At 26.3% G+C, this 18,956-nt stretch carries 18 protein-coding genes; 10 read left to right on the top strand and 8 right to left on the bottom strand.

What is annotated here, in order from left to right:
* Positions 1-29: 29 nt before the first annotated feature.
* Positions 30-956, top strand: coding sequence for a D-2-hydroxyacid dehydrogenase (locus ABVS04_RS12470; protein WP_368031067.1), 927 nt, complete (start codon positions 30-32; stop codon positions 954-956).
* A 108-nt stretch (positions 957-1,064) separates the two neighbouring features.
* On the opposite strand, the gene ABVS04_RS12465 is transcribed toward ABVS04_RS12470, so the two are convergent.
* Positions 1,065-2,138, bottom strand: coding sequence for an OmpA family protein (locus tag ABVS04_RS12465; protein ID WP_368031066.1), 1,074 nt, complete (start codon positions 2,136-2,138; stop codon positions 1,065-1,067).
* Between the two features lie 6 nt (positions 2,139-2,144).
* Entirely contained in the window at positions 2,145-3,365 is a 1,221-nt protein-coding gene (locus tag ABVS04_RS12460) for a MotA/TolQ/ExbB proton channel family protein (protein ID WP_368031065.1), read from the bottom strand.
* Between the two features lie 165 nt (positions 3,366-3,530).
* On the opposite strand from ABVS04_RS12460, the gene ABVS04_RS12455 reads away from it, so the two are divergent.
* The 8 genes from ABVS04_RS12455 to ABVS04_RS12420 all read left to right on the top strand — a co-directional run bounded on the left by ABVS04_RS12455 (position 3,531) and on the right by ABVS04_RS12420 (position 11,016).
* On the top strand, positions 3,531-4,847 hold the full coding sequence (locus ABVS04_RS12455) for a L,D-transpeptidase (RefSeq protein ID WP_368031064.1): 1,317 nt from the start codon (positions 3,531-3,533) through the stop codon (positions 4,845-4,847).
* A gap of 3 nt (positions 4,848-4,850) precedes the next feature.
* Positions 4,851-5,438, top strand: coding sequence for a TetR/AcrR family transcriptional regulator (locus tag ABVS04_RS12450; protein WP_368031063.1), 588 nt, complete (start codon positions 4,851-4,853; stop codon positions 5,436-5,438).
* Positions 5,439-5,529: 91 nt separating this feature from the next.
* Positions 5,530-5,916, top strand: coding sequence for a 4-oxalocrotonate tautomerase family protein (locus tag ABVS04_RS12445; RefSeq protein WP_368031062.1), 387 nt, complete (start codon positions 5,530-5,532; stop codon positions 5,914-5,916).
* Positions 5,913-6,785, top strand: coding sequence for a DMT family transporter (locus ABVS04_RS12440; protein ID WP_368031061.1), 873 nt, complete (start codon positions 5,913-5,915; stop codon positions 6,783-6,785). Before ABVS04_RS12445 ends, ABVS04_RS12440 begins: the two co-directional genes overlap by 4 nt.
* On the top strand, positions 6,782-7,324 hold the full coding sequence (locus ABVS04_RS12435; protein ID WP_368031060.1) for a cysteine hydrolase family protein: 543 nt from the start codon (positions 6,782-6,784) through the stop codon (positions 7,322-7,324). Before ABVS04_RS12440 ends, ABVS04_RS12435 begins: the two co-directional genes overlap by 4 nt.
* Positions 7,325-7,399: 75 nt before the next feature.
* Complete coding sequence (locus tag ABVS04_RS12430; protein WP_368031059.1) at positions 7,400-7,720, top strand: EF-hand domain-containing protein; 321 nt, start codon at positions 7,400-7,402, stop codon at positions 7,718-7,720.
* A 384-nt stretch (positions 7,721-8,104) separates the two neighbouring features.
* The gene (recQ, locus tag ABVS04_RS12425) at positions 8,105-10,210 is read left to right on the top strand and encodes a DNA helicase RecQ (RefSeq protein WP_368031058.1); all 2,106 of its coding nucleotides are present in this window, start codon (positions 8,105-8,107) and stop codon (positions 10,208-10,210) included.
* Entirely contained in the window at positions 10,210-11,016 is an 807-nt protein-coding gene (locus ABVS04_RS12420; protein WP_368031057.1) for a class I SAM-dependent methyltransferase, read from the top strand. The genes recQ and ABVS04_RS12420 overlap by 1 nt, the downstream gene beginning before the upstream one ends.
* A 237-nt stretch (positions 11,017-11,253) precedes the next feature.
* Here ABVS04_RS12420 and ABVS04_RS12415 read toward each other — a convergent pair whose 3' ends face one another.
* From ABVS04_RS12415 to ABVS04_RS12400, 4 genes are all read right to left on the bottom strand, one after another.
* A complete protein-coding gene (locus ABVS04_RS12415) occupies positions 11,254-11,481 on the bottom strand; it encodes a hypothetical protein (RefSeq protein WP_368031056.1) in 228 nt (75 codons plus the stop codon).
* Positions 11,482-11,600: 119 nt separating this feature from the next.
* A complete protein-coding gene (locus ABVS04_RS12410) occupies positions 11,601-12,164 on the bottom strand; it encodes an HPP family protein (RefSeq protein WP_368031054.1) in 564 nt (187 codons plus the stop codon).
* Between the two features lie 98 nt (positions 12,165-12,262).
* Positions 12,263-13,375 (bottom strand): glycosyltransferase, encoded by a 1,113-nt coding sequence (locus ABVS04_RS12405; protein ID WP_368031053.1) that lies wholly within the window; start codon positions 13,373-13,375, stop codon positions 12,263-12,265.
* A gap of 78 nt (positions 13,376-13,453) precedes the next feature.
* A complete protein-coding gene (locus tag ABVS04_RS12400) occupies positions 13,454-13,945 on the bottom strand; it encodes a YgjP-like metallopeptidase domain-containing protein (RefSeq protein WP_368031052.1) in 492 nt (163 codons plus the stop codon).
* Positions 13,946-14,003: 58 nt separating this feature from the next.
* Here ABVS04_RS12400 and ABVS04_RS12395 point away from each other — a divergent pair, with 58 nt between their 5' ends.
* Positions 14,004-14,558, top strand: a complete 555-nt coding sequence (locus tag ABVS04_RS12395) for a PhnA domain-containing protein (RefSeq protein ID WP_368031051.1) — start codon at positions 14,004-14,006, stop codon at positions 14,556-14,558.
* 13 nt (positions 14,559-14,571) lie between these two features.
* Here ABVS04_RS12395 and ABVS04_RS12390 read toward each other — a convergent pair whose 3' ends face one another.
* Positions 14,572-16,596 (bottom strand): dynamin family protein, encoded by a 2,025-nt coding sequence (locus ABVS04_RS12390; RefSeq protein WP_368031050.1) that lies wholly within the window; start codon positions 16,594-16,596, stop codon positions 14,572-14,574.
* A complete protein-coding gene (locus ABVS04_RS12385; protein WP_368031049.1) occupies positions 16,596-18,950 on the bottom strand; it encodes a dynamin family protein in 2,355 nt (784 codons plus the stop codon). Before ABVS04_RS12385 ends, ABVS04_RS12390 begins: the two co-directional genes overlap by 1 nt.
* Between the last annotated feature and the right edge of the window lie 6 nt (positions 18,951-18,956).

The raw sequence follows: 18,956 nt of genomic DNA, 5'->3' as shown, positions 1-18,956 counted from the left end.
AAATTAAAAGTAAAATATAAAGGCATAAAATGAAACTAGTAATATTAGATAGAAGATCATTAGGAAATGATGTAGATGTAAGTGTTTTTAATAAGTTTGGAGAAGTGATTTCATATGATTTAACAAAAGAAAATGAAACGCTAGAAAGAGTAAAAGATGCTGATATTGTAATTACAAATAAAGTATTAATAACAAAAGAGCATATGGATAATTCAAAGATGAAACTTATTTGTATAACTGCAACTGGAACAAATAATGTGGATTTAGTTTATGCAAAAGAAAAAAATATACCAGTTAAAAATGTAGCTGGATATTCAAGTTCATCTGTTGCACAAGTTGCCTTTTCTATGATTTTTCATTTTGTTACAAAGTTAAATTACTACAAAAACTATGTTGATAAAGGAAATTGGCAGAAATCAGAGCTTTTCACTCATATTGATGCTCCTTTCTTTGAACTAGATGGTAAAAGAGTAGGAGTTATTGGTTTAGGTGATATTGGAAGAAACTTTGCTAAAAAAGCGAGTGCATTTGGATGTGAAGTTGTTTATTATTCAACATCTGGTAAAAACTCTAATAGTGAATATAAAAGAGTGGAACTAGATGAGTTATTAAAAACAAGCGATATTATCTCAATTCATTGTCCTTTAAATGAAGATACAAAAGATTTATTAAATTATGAAAATATGAAAACTATAAAAGATGGTGCTATTTTATTAAATTTAGGACGAGGTGGAATTATAAATGAAGCTGATTTAGCAAAAATTATAGATGAAAAAGAGATTTACTGCGGTATTGATGTTGTATCTGTTGAGCCAATAAAAGAGTCAAATCCACTTTTAAAAGTAAAAAATAAAGAACAACTTTTATTAACACCACATATAGGTTGGGCTTCAATAGAGGCTAGAACTAAACTTATTTCTTTAGTGGCTAAAAATATAGAAGATTTTATTTCTTAAGAAAAAAATTTATAATTCTTCGAAAAAAAGAAAGTTTCTTTTTTTCGATTTTATTTCTTATCTCTTGGGATAGTGCTTCTAGTTTTTTTGGTTGATAAATACTTTTTTTCATTTCTCTTTACCTAAAAAATTCTGAAGTTCTTTTACAGCTTCCTCATTTTTAATTGCAAATTTAATTTCAATTCTTCTTGAAGCATCCTTGTCTTCAATTCCATCTTTATCTAAAATTAAATCAGATGAAGATCTTCCACTTGAGTTTACATAAGTGCTTAAAAGATCTTTATCAATGATATTTGAGTCATATAAAAACTGCATTACTGCTAATGCTCTTTGTTGAGATAAAGCTAAGTTACTTAAATATGTACCATCACTATTTGTATGACCTTCTATAGTAATACTTTCAATGAATTTTCTCATTTCTTTATCACCAACTAATGTGTTTAAATATTTTTTTAGAACTATACTTAACTCTTTTTTTGATTCTTCTTTTAATTTATACTCGTTTTGGTCAAATAAGATATTTGAAGAAAATTTTATAGCTCCACTTTTTTCATCTATATTTATAGACTTCCCAAGTTTTTCTCTTAGTTTTGCAATAACATTTAGTTTTATACCAGTTAAGTTTTTGATTTTAACTTTTGTAATATCAAACTCTTCAACCATTTTTTGATGAATTTGTGTTTGAACTAAAAGCTTATCAGCAAGTAGTGCTAACTCTTCATCTTTTAAACTTATGATATTTTGTCTATTTAAAATTTCAGCAGATAATCTCTCATTTGTTTCATTTTGTTCTTTTGTTTTTAAATCAAATTCTAATAGCAAAGCTTTTAATTTTTCAATTTCTGCTAAATTTAGACTAATACTTTTTGCTTTTTCATCAAGTGAATTATTTGCTGTATTAAGTTCTTTTTTAGTCTCTTCATAAATATTTCTAGCTTGTGCTAATTCATAAAATAGTCTTGCTTTTTCATCTTCGATTTTTTTCAAAGCACTATTTTTATTTAGTATTTCTTCTTGACTTAGATTTAAAGCTTGTTTTTCTCTTTCTAAATTATTTTGAGTATAAAGGTATTTTATTACAATAGCTCCAATTACTAAAATAAATACAAAAAGAAGTCCTGCCATTAAATCAGCATAAGATATCCAAAAATTCTCTTCATTTTTTTGTTCGTTATTATACATTAGTTACTACTTTGATAAATTTTTGAATTCAGTTAAATCTTCTATAATTTTTGTTGTTTGCTCATCAATTGATTCTAAAGAATTATTTAATTTATCTGTAATTTTAACATCATAATCATCAAGCTCTTTTTTAAATTTCCACTCAATTTTTTCCATATCTGATTTCATAGTTTCTATACTTTTTACAATATTTGTATAAATAGCTTTTAGATTATCAGAACTTAAATTATGTAAATGAGAATTTAATATTTGAACATTGTTGTTTAGCATTTCTGTATTTAAAGCATATAAATCTTTTTGTTTTTCAAAGCTTTTTACAGTTGTATTCATATTTAATGTAACATCTCTTAACATAATAGATAAACTTTCATTGTTATCAATATTTTCACTAATTTTAGTAGAAAGTAATAACTCTTTTTTTAGAATATCTTCAAGTAGTTCAACTCTTTTTTCAATTAAAGAATTAATATTTTCCATCATATTAGAAGAAGTTAATTTTTCAAATACATCAGTCATCTTCGCATAGTTGTCTAGATTACTTTTAATATGAATTGATTCAATATCAACTTTTGTCCAGAAAAATGTTTTTGTATTTTCTTTAATAATAAAAGTATCATGTTCAAATCTACTCATTCCAAATTTTTCAAAAAAAGTCCACCAAATAGATAAAAAGATACCATAAATAGAAACATAAAAGGCAGTTCCAACACCACCTAAAAGAACTGTAATCTCTTTTTCTAAAGCATTTGAAGTTCCAGAGTTAAAATCAGGCATAGAAAATGCAATTGATATAAAAGTTCCCAAAATTCCTAGAGTTGGGAAAATTCCAGATGCTATTGAAGAGAAGTTTGTATTTCTAATATTTGATGCATAATCTTTTAAGAAGTCATCAGAACTTCCATTTGCTTTTGTTGTATTTCCAATTGTTAATAAATTTTCATTGATATAATTTTTTAAATTGAAAAATAATTCTTCATATTGTGTTTTAAATTTACAAGAAACATAATACGCATTATGTCTTACAAAAAATAGATAGATTAAATATATAAATCCTATAAGTACAACACTATGAATTTCAACTTTTAAAGGGAAAAATCCAAAATAACACAATACTATTATTGCAAAAAGTGCACTTGGTATTGTTAATAAAGTAAATATTCTCGACATAGGTTTACAAGTCGTATAAAATCTTGAATTTAAATCAATAAAATCGTCATCAGTTAACATAAATATTCCTTATAATGTTAGGTAATTTTAAATGGAAGTTTAGCATATTTATCATTTTTACATATAAAATTTTGAATATTATTTAAAATATTACAAAAGATTTTACCAGCTTAAAGAATTAAAAGATAAAATAACAATATATTATGGAAGAGAATGAATTAAATTATGATAAAAATGTTTATAGCCTTGTTAGTGGTTTTAGGAAGTTCAGTATCAACTTTTGCAGCACAAAAGTATACGATTTCAGTTTGTATGACTTTGAGTTTAGAAAATGCGCTTATTTGTAAAAAGAGTATTTTTGATAATATGGATGGAAAAGTCTTTATAGTAAAAGATAAAGATGAGAAATATTATACATACTTAGATATCTTTGATAATAAAGATGAAGCAAGATTAAAAATAAGTAAAGCATCAACTTATGTTAAACAACAAAAGCCTTACGTAAAAGAAATTTCTGAAGAAATAGTTGACCTTTATTCTAAAAAGAAAACATTTATTGATTTAAGTGAAGCACCTAAAAAACAAAGAGTTCAAGAGGTCTTTATAATGAAAGAAAAAGAACAAAATATTCAAGAACAAAAAAAGCAAATAAAAGAACAAAAGCAAGAAAAAATCCAATTAGTATCAAGAATTCCTAGTGTTGAGCAACTTGAATTAGTATCCTCTTATCCTTTTGATGAAGGTCAAAAATTATCAGATGATTATTATGAAAATAATACTACTTCTGTAAAAGATGAAGAGTCAAAAAAACTTGAAGAACTTAAATTAATAAGTATGGAAGAATTTGATAAAGCAGATGATGCAAAACAAGCTGAAATTCAAATAAGTAAACAAACAGTAGAACCAATAAAAGAAGTAAGAAAAGAAGAAATTATTCCAAAAAAAGAAGTATTAGTTACAAATCAAATAATTGAAAAAGCAAAAGTAATAGAAAAGAAAGAAGAAAAACTAAAAAAAGAGATTGTAGAAGTTGTGATGAATAATAGTGAAGATGAGCCTACAATTTTAAATTATGAAGAATTAGTTATAGAAGTAGATCCCTTAACAAATGTAATGACAGTAAATGCAAAAATAAACAATGAGTTAAAACATATAAAAGAGTATGTGGTATCAACTGCAAAAAAGGATGTTAAAAGACCTTTTGGCGAAGGAAGAATTTCTAAAATATCATTAAATCCTATTTGGTATCCGACGCAAGATACTTTAAAAAGTTTTAGAAAAAGGGGAATAAATCTTCCTTCAGTAGTTCCTCCTGGCCATAAATATAACTATATGGGAGCTGCAAAAATAAATCTAACACATATTGTTGATGGTAAAAGTACATATAGAATACACGGAACTCTAAGTGAAAAAACATTAGGCTCAAATGAATCAGCAGGTTGTATTAGAATGAAAAATAGTGATGTAATTCAATTAGCAGCTTTGATAAATGATTTTTCTGAAATAAAAAGTTTGAATAAAGTTAGAGTTATTTTGAAGTAGTCAATGGCTCATAGAAAGGTAAATATGAATAATCCAAGAGAAAAATTACTTGATGTTGCATTTAATGAAATATATCATAATGGATATAGTGCAACATCTATTGATAAAATATTAAAACAAGCTTCTATGAATAAAGGCTCAATGTATCATTTTTTTAAATCAAAAAAAGAGTTAGGATTAGCTGTTGTAAATGAAAAAATAAATTCATATATAGAAGACAAATATGGAGTTTTATTAAAATATGAAGAAAATATTTGTGATGAAATACTAAAACTAATAAAAAATAGAAACAATTTTGATTTTACTTGTGGTTGCAAACTAAATAATCTTATGCAAGAGTTATCACCTGTTGATAATGATTTTAAAATTGCCTTGGAAAAAGTGTATTTAAGATTTGAAAATATCATCGAAGAAGTTTTAAATAAAGCTATACAAAAAGGTGAAATAAAACACAATGATTCAAAAGCTCTATCTATGTATGTGGTTGCTTCTATTGAAGGTTGTTTAGGAACTGCAAAAAAATCTCAAGATGGTAATTGCTTTCAAACTTGTATCTCTCAATTAGAACTATTTATTAACTCACTTAAATAAATCAAAAATCTTTTTTAATCTTGACTAACAAGTCAAGATTGTGTTATAGTTTTATTTGACTAAATAGTCAACAAAAATAAAGGAGCTTAAAATGCCTTATATAAATGTAAAACTAAATGCAAAAGAGAGTGATGAATTAAGAGAAAAAGTTGTTGCTATTGTATTGGAAAATACTACAAATATATTAAATAAGAAAGCAGATGTAACTTCTGTATTAGTTGAGTTTGTTTCTCAAAAAAGTTGGAGTATTGGTGGAAAAAATTCCACAACATTTTATTTGGATATAAAAATCACTAAAGGAACAAATACAAAAGAGCAAAAAGCAAACTATATAAAAAAGTGTTATGAAGATTTTAATAAATTATTAAAAGATATAAATCCTGCAAGTTATATTGTTATTGATGAAGTTGAAGCAGATTCTTGGGGATTTGAAGGTTTAACTCAAGAGCATAGATATATAAAAAGCAAAATATCATGAGTTGGTATATACAAAAATCAATTTTGCCATTTGCTTTTATATTTTTATATGGAAGTGGATTTATTTTCACGCAGTATGGATTACAAAACTCTTCACCAATGGCATTTTTAGGTATAAGGTTTTTTATAGCTTTTTGGATTTTACTAATTATTGCATATGTTTTAAAAGTGCCAATACCTAAGAGCAAAAAAGAGTTTTTTCAAATAGCTTTTGCTGGAAGTTTGACTGTTGGAACATTTTCCATAGGTGTTTTTTTATCAATTTCCTATGGAGTTTCAGGGGCATTAAATGCCTTGATTATTGCTTTACAACCAATTGTTGTAACTTTTTTAGCACTAAAATTTCTAAATGAAGAGATTAATAAAAGAATTTGGTTGGGCTTAATTATGGGTTTTATTGGAGTTGAATTTGTGGTTATTTCTAAATTAGATACTTCATATGATTCGATTGTGGGAATTTTTTGGTCAATAGTTGGACTTTTGGGACTTAGTTTTGGAAGTTTGTATCAAAAGAAATATTGTACTGGTATGAACTTATACTCAGGTGGTGCAATACAAACTTTAAGTTCAACTATTTTAGTTGTTCCATTTTTATTTTTTGAAGATATTCAAATAATTTGGAATACAGATTTTATAATTGCTTTATTGTATATGTCGGTTGGAGTAAGCATCGGAGCTTTATCTTTGTTGTATATTATGATAAAAAATGGAGAGGTTTCAAAAGTTTCTTCTATTTTTTATCTAGTACCCGTAAGTGCTGCAATTGTTTCATATTTTTTATTAGGTGAAACTATGCAATGGAATGTAATAGTTGGAATCGTAACTGTACTAATTGGAATAACACTTATAAATAAAAAGGAGAAAAAATGAGTAAAGCATTGATAATAATCGATATTCAAAATGATTATTTCCAAGGTGGAGCTTGTGAGTTGGTAAATCCAATGGAAGCAAGTTTAAAAGCAAAAGAAGTTTTAGAATATTTTAGAAAAAAAGATATACCAATATTTCATATACAACATATAAATATAAGAAAAGGTGCAACATTTTTTCTGCCAAATACAAAAGGTGTACAAATACATGAAAATGTAAAACCACTTGAAAATGAAATCATTATAGAAAAAAACTTTCCAAATAGTTTTTTAGAAACAAACCTAGAGAGTGAACTAGAAAAACAAAATATAAAAGAATTAGTAATCTGTGGAATGATGAGTCATATGTGTATAGATTCAACCGTAAGAGCAGCTTTTGATTTAGGGTTTGATTGTACTATTGCCCATGATGCTTGTACTACAAAAGATCTAGTTTTTTTAAATAAAAAACTTAATGCAAGGGAGGTACATGACTCTTTTATGTCAGCACTTGGAAGTATTTTTGCAAAGATTGTTAGTATCAAAGAAATAATTAAGTAATAATTTTTTTAATTAATTTAACTTTTCAATTAAATAAAGAGTATACTAAATTACAAAAACAAGGAGGACGAGATTATGAAAAATATAGTAAAAATAATCAACTTAAGTTTAGTAGTTGCAGGTTCTTTATCACTTTTAGGAAGTGCGCTTATTGCACAAGATTTACCAAATCGAGGTCCAATTGAGTTTTCAACTTACGATAGAAATAAAGATGGATTTGTAAGTGAAAAAGAGTTTAATGATTTAAGAGCAAAAAGAATAGAGCAAAAAGTAGAATCTGAAATGCCTATGAAAAATCAAGCTAAGGCTCCATCATTTTCAGAGATTGATACTAACAAAGATGGAAATATCAGTAAAGAAGAGTTTTTAGCTCATCAAACGAAACAAAGACAATAATTTTATCTGAGGGTATTTTTTACACCCTCAATATTTACTACGAGTTTTTTTTATTCATATAATTACTTTTGCATTGTTATTAAAACAAAGATTTTGAGAAATAGAAGAATCTCTCTTGAAAACTTGAAAGTTTCCGCTTTTTCTTACTTTTTGGTCTCAAAAAAGTAAGCCTTGTTTCTCTTTTCTCAAAGAGAGTGTAAACGCAGGCAAGACAGAAAAGATAAAACAATAAGTGAAGGAAACCAATTCATCCGCAGCTCTTCGAAGCATATAAACTGCTTCTTCATTTGAAAAAATATGGCGCTCATAAGTTCATATTTGTATTATTCCACCTGTTTTACAATTATTCATTCACCCCTTATTCAAACTATGTTACCATCTCAAATGAATAAAAAATACCAAATACTAAAAGATACTTTCGGACACGATAAATTTAGAAGCTTCCAAGAAGAGGTTGTTGATTGTATTCTTAACAAACAAGATGTACTAACGATTCTACCAACGGGTGGTGGAAAATCACTTTGTTATCAACTTCCAACACTTCTTATGGACGGAACTACTGTTGTAATCTCTCCGCTTATTGCACTTATGCAAGACCAGATAAAAGCTTTGAATGATTTGAATATAAGTGCTGAGATGATAAGTTCATCACAAAGTAATGATGAGAATAGCTTTACTATGCAAAAGCTTTTAAATGGTGACTTAAAATTTATCTATGTAGCTCCTGAGAGATTTACCTCAAATGAGTTTGTTGGTGTTTTACAGCGAATAAATATAAACTATTTTGTAATAGATGAAGCTCACTGTGTATCTGCTTGGGGTCATGAATTTAGAGCTGAGTATAGAAATCTTGATAAGTTAAAAAGATTCTTTCCAAATAGTGCTATTTGTGCCTTTACTGCAACTGCTACAAAAAAAGTTGAAGCAGATATTACTTCAAATCTAAATCTACAAAATGCAAAACATTTTAGAGCAAAAACCATAAGAGATAATATTGATATAAAAGTTGAACCACGAATTGCAAATGGTAAAACTCAAATTTTAAATTTTTTAAAAACTCATAAAGGTTTATGCGGAATTATTTATACTTTTACAAGAAAAGAAGCAGAATCAACAGCACAATTTTTAAGTGAAAATGGTTATAGCTCAAAAGCTTATCATGCGGGACTTAATCCTAAAGTAAAAGATGAAGTTTACGATGCTTTTATATATGAAAAAATTGATATAGTAGTTGCTACCATTGCTTTTGGTATGGGAATTGATAAATCAAATATTAGGTTTGTTATACATACATCTTTACCTAAAACAATAGAAAACTACTATCAAGAAATAGGGCGAGCTGGACGTGATGGTGAAATGTCTTATGTATATTTACTTTATTCAAAATCTGATGAGGTAAAAAGAAAAGTACAAATAGAAGAAGCCATAGATAACTCATATAAACAAACAGGTCTTGATAAACTTGAAGCCATGTATAGATACTGTGTATCAAATAATTGTCGTCATAAAATAATAGCAAATTATTTTGAAGATGAGATAGATGATTGCAAAACCTTATGTGATAACTGCACTAAAGGTGAAGTTGAACTAGTAGATGTAAGTATTGATGCACAAAAGTTTTTATCTGCTGTTTATAGATCTGAGCAAAGATTTGGAACAAATTATATAATAGATATTTTAAGAGCTTCTAAAAATCAGAAAATTTTAGAGTTTGAACATGATAAGTTAAAAGTTTATGGTTTAGGTGTTGATAAAAGTAAAAATGAATGGATGGCAATAGCTGATAAACTAATAGATATTCAAGCTGTATTTTTAGGTGAATTTAGAGTTTTAAAACTAAATACTTTAGGAATGGAAATACTAAAAGGAAATGAAAAACTTTTCCTTGATAGTGATAAACTAGGAATTGCTCAAAAAATTCAAGAAGAAGAAATTGAACTTAGTTTTGATGAGTTAATTTATGAAAGATTTAGAACATTAAGAAGAGAAATAGCATTAGAACATGAAGTTCCAGCTTATGTGATATTTGGAGATAAAAGCTTAAAAGAGTTTGCTTCAAAACTTCCAACAACAAAAGATGAGATGTTAGATATAAATGGAGTAGGGCTTGTAAAATATGAAAAGTATGGAGAAGCCTTTTTAGATCTAGCAAAAGAGATTAAATTAGAGTTTAGTGAGAAATTAGAAAATAGGGCTCCTTTAAAGAAACTGACAAAAACATATCTAGAAACTTTTGACTTGGTACAAGAAGGGAAAACTCTTGAGCAAATAGCACAAATAAGAGATTTGGGTTTAACTTCTGTTTTAGGGCATATTTCAGTTTTAGGTGAACACGAAAAGATTTCAAAAGAAGAAAAAGAAACTCTATTAAAACCTCTTGAAATATCTCAAGAGATTAAATTTTGGATAGAACAGGGATTAAAACTTGATTCTTTAAAAGAGTTAAGACAAAAGCTTTATTTATATGAATATTTATCAAAGGAATCATAATGCAATATCAAAATTTTGATGATATAGATTTTAATAAACTATATGTGGAACAAAAAGAAAAATCTACTTTTAAAGCAAAAGCCAAAGAATCTTGGGATAAAAAAGCGCCTTCGATGAATGAAAAAGTTCATAAATCTATTTATAATGAGCAGTTTTTAAAACTTCTTGATTTAAATGAAATTAATAGCTTATTAGACGTTGGTTGTGGTGTTGGAAATTTATCTTTGAGATTAGCAGCAAAATTAAGCCAGGTTTATAGTTTGGATTATTCACCAAAAATGCTTGAAATACTTGAAGAAAATGCAAAAAAGAAAAATATATCAAATATAAAAATAATAAATACATCTTGGTATGACCCATGGGATGAGGTTCCAAAGGCAGATTTAGTAATAGCTTCCCGTTCTATGGAAGTAAAAGATATGAAAGAAGCACTTATAAAACTAAATGATAAAGCAAATAAAAAAGTAGTTCTCTCATATAAAGTAGGTGGTTCTTTTGTCTCAAATGAGATTTTAGAAGTTCTAAAAAGAGATATTATCAAAAAGCCAGATTATATTTATTTAGTAAATATTTTGTACTCAATGGGAATAAGAGCAAGTGTAAATTTTGTGCAAAGTGAAGGAAGAGGTACTATTTATAGTTCCAAAGAAAAGTTTATAGAATCAGTTTCTTGGAGTATTGGTGATTTAAGTACCAATGAAATAAAATCCCTCGAAAATTATTATAATAATTTAGATAAAAATAAAATAATAGATGAAGAGTTTGTATATTGGGCAATTATTTCTTGGGATAAGGAAGTACAGTAGAAAAACTCTACTGTTTAAAAAAATAAAAGTTTAAGAAGAGAATATTAGAAAAATCTTTTCAGATCTTTCTAATATTTAGTTTTTGAAGTTATGTTTATTGATAGAGTAAATACTTTTTGATTTAGAAACTAGAATTTCAGATAAAACTTTTTTTAAATAACCTAACATTATAAATCCTTTCTGTTATTATTAAAATTATAAATACAAAAAGTATTCCATTGAATAAATGATATTAAATTATTTCAAGTTATTTTTTGCGTATTCTCTTACCATATCATTACTATCATTTGCTAAAACTTTTAAAACGTTTGTAGCGGTTTGTGGATCTTTTGCAAGGGTTGTTCTAACATTTAATGAGGCTTTTGTTGTTAGATAATCTTCTGTTAGGTTTGCAAATTTATTATCAGCATTTGCTACAGTAAATAGTGCCATTGTTAATAGGCTTATTGTGAATATTTTTTTCATATTAAAATCCTTTTTTTGTAATTTGTAAAGGAAGTATATATAAATAGGATAATTTTTGTCTTGATTTATATCAATATAGGATAGAAATTATCCTATTTTACTAAAGTACCTATTTATGGCTATTCGTCGCTAAACCATTTTTTATTATAATCTTTTAAAGACTCAGGATAATATCTATGTTTTGGAATATTATTTACAATTATAGCAATAATTAATAATATAAAAGCTCCTGAAGTAACAGGGACAAAAACATATAAAAAACCTAATTCATGAATTTGATTACTTCCAATTACAGCAATAAGTGCAGTAGCTCCCCCTGGAGGATGTAAAGTTAGAGTTAACTGCATAATTAGTATTGAAGTCGCTACGGCAAATGCTGAAGCTAATAATATGTTTGAAGAAAACAGTTTAAATGAAACAACACCAACTATTGCTGATAATATATGCCCACCAATAAGATTTCTAGGTTGTGCAAGGGGTGAATTTACAGCTCCATAAACTAAGACTGCGCTTGCTCCAAAAGAGCCAATTACTAAAGTTAAATCTTTATCTTCAAGAAAATCACTATGAAAATATGAAATAGCTAATATTCCTAAAAATGAGCCAATCCAAGACCAAATAATATTTGATTTCTCTAAAGGCTCCGAGTTTACTTTTTTGAATTGTTTGAAAAATGTTTTCATGGCTTAACTTTAATTTAAAATAAGGTTTATCTTAACAAAAAGATTAAAATTAATTTATGATTTGAGTCAAAGATTATATTATAAGAAGAAAATTCTTCTTATAATATATTTAATTGATGTGCTAAATCAGCAGCAATTCTTTCGTAATTTCTAACTGCTAATAATCTTTTTTGACCATTAACTCCAACTTGTGTTACTTCATCTTTTGAAAGTGAAATTATATATTCAAGTTTTTCTTTAATAGCTTCTTTTGTAAAATCACTAAACCAAGCACTATTATTATCTTCAAAGATAGATGCATTGTTTTCATTCCCACTCATGATACAAGGTACAGCACTTGAATAATAATCTAATACTTTTATAGGTGTGGAGCTATTAAATAATGCAATATCTGGTAAAACTGATAATCCTACATCACAAAGAGCAATAAGTTTTAATAAATTTTCTCTATTTTTAGCATCACAAATTTCAATGTTATTTTGTAAATTGGGGAAAACTGATAACATATCATTTAAATATTCAGGATCTTTTGTTGAAATCATTAGTTTGTATTTATTACTATCAATTGTACTAAATGCTTCTAATACTGTTTCAAATTCTCTTAATTTATCTAAAGTTCCTGCATAGAAAAATCTTTTTTCTTCACCTTCATGTTGGATATTATCATGTAATAAATCAGGATCAATTGCAGATGGAATTACAAAAGTTCGAACTTTTACATCTTTGAAATAATCATTTTTCATTTGAAATGAAGTAGGAAGGAAAATATCACATTCATTTATTAAAGATATTTCACTAAATGTTTGTATTTTATTGTTTATTACATCAAAAAAACTTTTTTTGTGATTGGCTTCATCTGTTTGGAGTTTTGCTATTCTTTTTGGAAAAGATAATCTAAATCCTACTTTATAATTATATTTTTTCTTTTTTTTAATAACATCTTTTAAAAGTGTTGTATTATTTCGTACAACTACAAAAGCATAATCATTTATATTTATACCTTTATTTTCAAGTTCTTCTAAAACAGTAGAAGAAAATTTTTCTGGAATTATAATTCTTCCATCATCTTTTAGTTCAATATCATATTTAGATTTAGAGAAAAAAATAGTATTTATTTCAAAATGTCTATTTAAATATTTTTGGAATAAAGGCCCTATAAAACTGTGATCTGTATATTCATCTTGGTCTGTTATATATAAAAATTTACTCATTTATTTACTCCTAAATTTTGCTAATAAATTCTAGCACTTAAAAGTCGCAACAAAAAAGCATTGTAATTATTTTAAAACTTAATAAAGTTTTCCTTTTAAATCAATATGCATTAAATAAACTCTTAAATCAAATTCAATTTGATGATACGTAGGCATTATAAAAGTGCATAAATTATAAAAAGCTTTGTCATGGTCTTTTTCTTTGAAATGAGCTAATTCATGTACTACAATCATTTGTAAGAACTCTTCAGGCATATTTTTAAATACAGATGCAACTCTTATTTCATTTTTTGCTTTTAATTTTCCACCTTGAACTCTTGAGACAATTGAGTGCATTCCTAGTGCATTGTTTATTACATTTATTTTTCCATCATACATGACTTTGGATACTTGATGTTTTTTGAAATACTCATTTTTATAATCCATAACATAAGAGTATAAAGCTTTATCATTTGTGTATGAATGAGCATTTGGATATTTGTTTTTTATATATGAAGATAATTTATCATTGTTTATTAAAACTTGAATTTTATCTTGTAAATCTTTTGGATAGTGGCTTAAATATTTCATAAAGAATTATAACCTATTGTGATATAATACACACTTATTTTTTTCAAAAGAGGTAATTATGAGTCTAGAACAAGAGTTAATGAATAGAAGTGAGTCTTCATGTGAGCTTTGTAAATCAACAAATGATTTAAGTGTATATGAAGTTTCACCAAGTGATGGAAGTGCTGAACAATCAATATTATTATGTTCAACTTGTAAAGAACAATTCGAAGATGAATCAAAAATAGATGCAAATCATTGGTTTTGTCTAAATGATTCTATGTGGAGCACAGTTCCTGCTGTTCAAGTAGCTTCATATAGAATGCTTAAAAAAATAGGAAACCAAGATGCACTTGATATGATGTATATGGAAGATGAAGTAAAAGCTTGGGCTGATGCTGGGACTTCGGCAATTGATAGTTCAATTGTTCATAAAGATTCAAATGGAGTTACTCTAAATGCAGGTGATACAGTAACTATCATCAAAGATTTAGAAGTAAAAGGCGCTGGATTTACAGCAAAAAGAGGAACAGCTGTAAGAAATATTTCACTTACAGAAAATCCTGAACAAATCGAAGGAAGAGTAAACGGCGTTAAAATAGTTTTATTGACTTGTTTTCTTAAAAAGTCTTAATTAAAGAAGAGTTTTAAATCTCTTCTTTAATTTTTTCTAAATCTTTAATTTTTTCTAAATATTGTTCTTTTTTAGACTCTACAAATTTGATTCTGTCTTCATTTATTTCTAAATATTGTTCTTTTGAATATTTAACAATTTTAAATAAATAATTTCTTTTTGATGTTAAAAAATCTTCAATTTTTTCAAATCCAAAATTTGCTTTCAATTTTGCAACAATTTCATCTTCTCTTGGATGAGAAACAGAAAATCTTGATGGTTCTTTTTTATATAACTCTTCTGATTCAAAAATTTGTTGCTCAAAATGTGCAATTGTTGCTTGTGTAGTTTGAATATACGAATATGATAGTGCACCATTAAAATAAGCAAACTTTTTTCTAAGTGCAGAAATATTTTCTAAAATAGCTGCTTGATATGCGTTTAAAACATTTTCATAAACTTTAGCAGCAAAATGTCTTGTATTTGAAAACTCTAAATCAGAAGCTATTTCTCTGTGTTTTCTAATTAATTCATAAGGTTCTTGCCATTTATTAACTTCATTTTTAATAAGTTTATATACATCTCTAAATGATTCATCTGTATCAAGTTCAATATTTTTAAGAAGCTTAATAGATCTTTTAAACATTTTATCCACAGTTTGATCATCATAGAAAAGACTTTTATAAATTGAATCAGAATCAATCCAGAAAGTTTCATATTCAAACTTCTCAATTTTTCCACCTAAGAAAGTTTTTGATTCTTCAAATCTATTAGATGTTTTTTTCTTAATATTTTTATATGTTTCATGGGCAATTTTTTCCATAATAGCTTCAAGTGAATTATAAATATTAAATAGTTCTTTTGAGTATCTTTTATATATATTTTCAAAATGTTCAAGTACTTTTGCTTCACAATCTTTTAAAACATCAACTAAAACATCATAAATTTTTGTAATAGTTTCATACTCTTTTATTAAAATATCACAAATACTTTTTAAATCTTTTTTAATAGCAAACTCTTTTGCTTCTGCTGCTTGTGGTCTTATTGTTGTGTTGATAAAATCAATAACTTCTTGAATATTTGATTCTTTTAAAAGATTGGTATTTGTAGTTGCATCAGAATCTTGAATAGCATGTATTTTATTTTTATATTCTTTGAAGTTGTTTTCAAAGAAGTTTAAATCATCCACATCTTTTTCTAGTAGCTCTTTTTTAAACTCATTAACAACTTTTGTATATTCATCATGTATTAAAATATCTTTTTGATGTGCTCTTGATTCAAGTGCCATTCTAGCAGATATAGGAACTACTTTTGCAAAATATTTTCCAAATTTATCACTTACATAATTTGTAGTTGTATTTACTTGCTCAGGAGTTAGTTTATCTTTTTGATTTAATACACATAATGATTTATTTTTAAAGTGTTGCATATACTCTTCTAAAACTTCAGCTTCTGAAAGTTTTCCTGCATTATCGATAAGTGTTAACCAAATAATTCCACCAACATCTCTTAATACTTTTCTAGTAGTTTCTGTATCACTTTGAGATTGTGAATTAAGACCTGGAGTATCAACAAATGAGATATCTTTTAAAATATCCATTGGTGCATAAAGTGTAAGATATTTTATATCTTTCATTTCATTCTGTCTTTGATCTGTAAAATCAGCTATTGCTTCAATAGGAGCATATTCTTGAGCACCTGAATAATAAGTAATTTTTAGTTTATATTCTTCTCCATAATTAATAAAATTTACTTTTGATGTAACAGGTGTAATACCCGTTGGTAAAATATTTCTTGAAAGTAGAGCATTTAAAAAAGTAGACTTTCCTGAAGAAAACTGTCCTGTGATTGCAACTTCCATAGGATATCTGGCACGTCTAATTTGCTTATTTAAAATACTTACAAGTTGATTTGAAGGGAAGAATTTTTCATTTAATAGTTTAGTTTGGATTTTTTTAATGTCTCCTACTAGCCCCTCTTCATATACAACTTCTTTTATTGAATAACTGTCTTTATACTCATTTACAAAACTTTTTAGGATATTTAAATTTGCACTCATTAGTTTAATCCTTTTATTGTCATTGACATAGTTTCTAGTTTTTTAATATTTTTATGAATATCAATAGATAACTGAGATTTATTTTTATCATTCTCTTCAAATGAGTTTATTTGATTTTGTAAAACTTGTTCATCATTTTTTAGTTTTTGTTCAAATGTTTTAAGTGGAGCATTTAATGTTGTAAAGAAGGATTCAATTAGTAAGCCACTTACTTTTTTTGCTTTTATTTTTATATCTTCTTCAATAGATGAGAATTGATTTCTAATTAGAAGTTCTATTTCTCTATCTAATTCATTCATTTTATTTTCTTTAGATTTTGAAACAGCATTTACAACTTGTGTTATCAAAACTTCATTATTTGATGTTAAGAAACCAGCTTTAAAATCATCTTGGAAAAATCCTCTTGCATCAAAGTTTTCATTCTTATGTCCTATTGTAAAACCTAGATCATGATATTTTTGTTCACACTGTTCACCAATAGTTTGTGATTTTTTGATAAATTTATATCTATAATCTCTAATTACATCAATAATTCCATCTTTTATAGCAGTTTCAACAATAACCCTAATTCTTGAATTTTCAGGCCTTTTTTTAATTTTTTCAAAAGAATATCTAACATCACCCACAACTCTTTGTTTTATAACATTTTGAAGCTCTATTAATTCACTTTGTAAAAATGTCTCAAGTGAATTTATATATTCTTTTGCATCATTTTTATAATAATTAATATCTTCACTCATTGCTTGAAAAATTCTAGTATTAACTGCTTTTCTTTTATTAAAATCAAGAAGTTCTTTTTCTAATTCATCTTTTGATTTTGATAAAAGTTTTAATTCATAATTATAAAAAGAGTTTTGTTTTTCTATAATTCTTTGTAATTGATTTTTAGAAGATTGAATTACTAATTCACCTTTTTGTGAATTTGAACCAAAAAGTGTTTCATTTAAATATTGTTCAATTTCTAAAATACCAGTATCTTCAATAGCATATCCAGCATCAATTGCTTCTTGTTCTCTTCCTGTTCTATGTAATAGTGCCATTTTCCCAGAAATTGGAATAAACTTAATAGTTTTTAAAATATAATCAAGTTTAGAATCTTTATTTTGTGCTTTTAATTGTCTTTCTATTGAAGATTTAGTATAGTTAATTACTTCTTCAAGCTGCTCTTTGGAAACTGTATCAGCCCTTGTAATAACAACTAAAAGTTTAGAGATATTTTGGTAAAGTAGGGCATCAATAATAAACTCAACATCTTTTAATGTAGCACTTTGAGATACATTCATAAGGTGTAACATCATATCACAAGCAGATATATACTCTTTTGTAATTTCTTCTCTTTGAATAACAGGGTCATCAAGACCTGGAGTATCAACAATTTCAATTCCATCACTTAAGAAATCTAGTTTAGAACCTAATTCAACATATTTAACTAAGTTACATTTTTTTCCACTTGCCTCTGCTGATGTGTAAGATGATAAATCATTAATATTAATTTCATCAAATCTTGAAATAGGTCTTATATAATTTTTTAATTCGTCACCAAAGATTCTATTAGTTTCATTTACAAAATCTTTCATAGATTCAAGTTGTTCAGCTGACTTTACAATTCTTTCCCATTCTTGAGTATTCCAGTAAAAAACTTTTGCGTTATCTGTAGAATTGTGTTTTACTATTGTTAAATTCGCAGTTTCAGGAACAACTGCACTCCCTAGAATTTCTCTTCCCATTAGTGCATTTAGCATTGTAGATTTACCAGCATTCATAACACCTGTAATTCCGATTGAGAACTTTTGATTATCTAAATAACTTTGTGTTCCTTCTAATTCATTTAATATTTCACTATTTGATAAATCATTTCTTAATTCTTTAAGTAAGTCTTCGATTTTTGATTTAAGTTCTTTAAATGAAGATTTTTTACCATCATGTTTATTTATATTGTTATCAAAATTATTACTTTCTTCAATTAAGTCTAATTCTTTGTAGTCAAATAAAGAGATTAGTTTATTATAGTTTTCATTATTAATAATATTTTCATTTTTTAAATATTCAAAAGATGAGTGTAAAACTGAAATATTTTGTTTTGATTTATTTGATAATATAGCTTCAACAATATTATGTTGTAAGTGATTTAGTTCATTATTATTTGAAGGACTTTTTACGTTTAATTGTTGGCATAAAGTTTTAAATGAAGTAAGTGGCAAATACTTATCAAAATTTTTTCTTGTAGCACTAACAATTAATGCAAAAATTGTAAAAGTATCTTCATCAATTGTAGCTTCAATTTGCTCTACATCTAAATTCTGTTCAAAGGTAATACCGTGATATAGTAGAAAGTAATCATTTGCTAAACTCATTTTAAA

The organism is Arcobacter sp. s6 (genome assembly GCF_040884245.1).
Lineage (GTDB): Bacteria > Campylobacterota > Campylobacteria > Campylobacterales > Arcobacteraceae > Aliarcobacter.
The sequence above is the reverse complement of the archived record's forward strand: the minus strand, read 5'-3'. Positions and strand labels throughout refer to the sequence as shown.